The sequence below is a fragment of the Xanthobacter sp. BG11Y11_SDJG genome, assembly GCF_057364445.1.
The window spans coordinates 1-3,298 of sequence record NZ_JBNFNU010000440.1 but is presented as its reverse complement, the minus strand read 5'-3'; the positions used below and the strand labels follow the sequence as shown (position 1 = coordinate 3,298).

The following is a 3,298-nucleotide window of genomic DNA, read 5'->3' as shown; positions in this document are numbered from 1 at the left end:
CGGCGGCAGCCGGGGCCGCGGCGATGAGGCCGAGGTCGCCGGTGGAGGCCGCCACCGCGCCGATGGCCGCCTCGGCCCCCATGTGGGGCGTGAACGGCACCGTGAAGCCGAAATGGAAGCGCGCGCTGTCGCGCATCACCGGCTCGCCGCCGGAAATGTCGGCGTGCACCGCATAGGGCGCCTGGACATAGGTGAAGGTGGCGATGATGACGCGCCAGATGCTCTCCACCGTGTCGAGCGGCAGCAGCCCGCCGTGGCGCTCGACCAGGCGGCGCATCATGTCGGCCTCGCGCGCCGGGCGGAAGGCGGAGCCGCCCTCGGCACCGCCGGTGCGCTTGACCTTGACCAGGCGCTCGATGATCTCGCTGCGCTCCATGAGGAGGCGGTGCATCGCTTCGTCGATGCGGTCGATCTCGGCGCGCAGGTCCGACAGGCTTATGGTGGGTGGGGGCTGGTTCATGGGACGCTCGGGCGCGAAGCCTTAGCGGGAACGGCGCCCCGACGCAAGGATAGTTGCGCCGTCGGGCCAGGGGGAGGCTCACGCTCGGCGCCAGCGACCCGCGCTGCGGCCGGCGACGGCCCAGAAGGCGAGGCCGCCTGCGAGGCCTGCCACAGAGAGGTCGCCCACCATGCGGGCGGCCACCGCGGCCGCCTCTGCATCCTTCATCGCCGAGCCGCCGGCGAGGAATACCAGCGCCGCCCCGGTGACGGCGCCGCCCGCCGCCCCGGCCGCAAGGTGCGCGGAAAAGGCGGCGCAGGCCGAGAGCCTCCGACAGCGCCAGTCCAGGCAAGCCCGGCGGCAGTCCGATCACGAGGCCGATCCAGTAGGCCAGCCCGGCGATGATGATGCCGGAAAGATAGAAGCTGCCCAGCCCCTCCTTTGACCCCTTAAGCGGAAACAGGATGTCCCCGGCGAGCCCGACCAGCGGCAGCACGGTGACGAGCGCCGCCGTGCCGGCCACATAAGCGAGCGGCAGCAGGAGGAGGCGGCTCCAGCAGATTGTGCCCTGCCTTGCGGGCGGTACAGACTCAGGCGCGGACATCGCCGCCCGGGCCGGCCGGTCCGCCGGAGGGTGGCGTGGGGCCGGCGTCCCGCGGCGGGGGCAGGGAAGCGGACGGAGCCGTCCGGCCCGCCCGTTCGGCCGGCGAGCGCAGGATTGGCTTGTAGAAGCCGGCGGAGGAGCCGGCCACCAGCCAGTAGGCGAGCCCGCCCGCGAGCCCCGCCGCCACCACGTAGAACGGATCGCCGGTGACGGCGGCGGAGCCGTCGGAAGGGGCGAAGAGCTGGGCGCCGATCCAGGCCGAGATCACGCCGTTGGCGGCGTGGAACATCCAGGAGCGCACCGCGAACGCTTCCGAGAACAGGATGCCCACGGCCGCCACCAGCCACATGAGCGAGAGCAGCAGCACCAGCACCGTCACCGAGGTGACGATGGCGACCATGACCCCCAGCGCCTGCTCGCTTGGGTCGGCGGTCGCGAACATCGTGCCGATCCGCCATTCGCCGACGAGGATCACGCAGGCGCCCGCGATCACCGCGGCGAGATAGCCGATCGGCACCAGCAGGAAGCGCAGCAGCAGGCGGGCGAGGTCGTCCATGGCGTTCGCTCACTCCGGCGCGTGGCAGACGGCTTCCACATTATGGCCGTCGGGGTCGATGACGAAGGCGCCGTAATAATTGGGGTGGTAGCCGGGCCGCAGGCCCGGCGCGCCGTTGTCGCGCCCGCCAGCGGCGAGCGCCGCCGCGTAGAAGGCGTCCACCGCGGCGCGGTTCGGTGCCCGGAAGGCGACGTGCACCGGGCCGGACAGCACCGGCTTGGCGCCGATCCAGAAGTCGGGCTTTTCGGCGCCGAAGCCGACGAAGGCGTTTGCGCCGGTCTCCTGCGCGCTCACCTCCATGACGATGCCGTAGCCGAGCGGGGCGAGGGCGGCGAGATAGAAGGCGCGGGCGCGCTCCACGTCCTGCACCGAGAGTCCGAGATGGTCCAGCATGGCGGCCTCTCCTGCGCGATCGGGTGGAGCCTTGAGCGCGATCCGATCGAATTGACAATCTGATCGGTGAATCGCCCTCTCACTTAATGGAACGCGGTATCCGATCAGCCTCAAAGGCGCGCCGATCGGCGCGTGTTCTAGTCTTCCTGCGCCATCATGGCGCGCAGAGCGAGGCGCTCGCGGGCGGAGAGCTTCTCGCTCTCGCTCTTGAGCTGGCCGCAGGCGGCGAGGATGTCGCGCCCGCGCGGGGTCCTCACCGGGCTCGCATAGCCGGCGCGGAAGACGATGTCCGAGAAGCGCTCGATGGTCTCCCAGTCGGAGCACTCATATTGGGTGCCCGGCCAGGGGTTGAACGGGATGAGGTTGATCTTCGCCGGCACCCCTTCCAGGAGCTTCACCAGCGCCTTGGCGTCGGCGGGGCTGTCGTTCACGCCCTTCAGCATGACGTATTCAAACGTGATGCGCTTGGCGTTCGAGGCGGCCGGATAGGTGCGGCAGGCCTCCATCAACTCCTTAATGGGGTACTTCTTGTTGATCGGCACCAGCACGTCCCGCAGGTCGTCGCGCACCGCGTGCAGCGAGATGGCGAGCATGGGGCCGACCTCGGCGCCGAGCTTCTCGATCTCCGGCACCACGCCGGAGGTGGAAACGGTGATGCGACGCTTGCCGAGGCCGAGGCCGTCGCCGTCGGCGAGGATCTCGATCGCCTCCTTCACGCTGTCATAGGCATAAAGCGGCTCGCCCATGCCCATGAAGACGATGTTGGTGACGAGCCGGTCGCCCTCGGTGGGCAGGCCCGGTCCCACGGCGCGCTCGCGGCCGGGATAGTCGCCGAGCCGGTCGCGGGCCACCATCACCTGTGCCACGATCTCGGCGGCGGTGAGGTTCCGCACCAGGCGCTGGGTGCCGGTGTGGCAGAACGAGCAGTTCAGCGTGCAGCCCACCTGCGAGGAGACGCACAGCGTGCCGCGGTCGCGCTCGGGGATGTAGACTGCTTCGATGTCGTGCGGCTTTTCGCCCGGCAGGTCGGCGGGAAAGCGCAGCAGCCACTTGCGGGTGCCGTCCTGCGACACCTGCTCCATCACGATCTCGGGACGCGCCAGCGTGCAGGCATCCTCCAGCCGCGCGCGCAAATGCTTGGAGACGTTCGTCATCTCCGAGAAATCGGTGGCGCCGCGCAGATAGATCCAGTGCCAGAGCTGGTTGACACGCATGCGCCGCTCGCGCTCGGCGACGCCGATGGCGGCGAGCGCCGCGCCGAGCTTCTCCCCGGTCGAGCCCGACCAGGGAGGGGCAAGGCGGCGGC

Annotated in this window: 3 protein-coding genes and 1 pseudogene; all 4 read right to left on the bottom strand. The window is 70.3% G+C overall.

Features of this window, described 5'->3' with window-relative positions:
- Positions 1–460: chorismate mutase (gene pheA, locus AC2W7M_RS22445; protein ID WP_486135040.1), on the bottom strand; the 460-nt coding region annotated here is incomplete at its 3' end.
- Positions 461–1,029: 569 nt separating this feature from the next.
- Positions 1,030–1,599, bottom strand: a complete 570-nt coding sequence (locus AC2W7M_RS22440; RefSeq protein ID WP_486135038.1) for a hypothetical protein — start codon at positions 1,597–1,599, stop codon at positions 1,030–1,032.
- Between the two features lie 9 nt (positions 1,600–1,608).
- Positions 1,609–1,992, bottom strand: coding sequence for a VOC family protein (locus AC2W7M_RS22435; protein WP_486135036.1), 384 nt, complete (start codon positions 1,990–1,992; stop codon positions 1,609–1,611).
- A gap of 137 nt (positions 1,993–2,129) precedes the next feature.
- Positions 2,130–3,298 (bottom strand): annotated as a pseudogene (gene rlmN, locus AC2W7M_RS22430) (dual-specificity RNA methyltransferase RlmN); the annotation flags it as partial.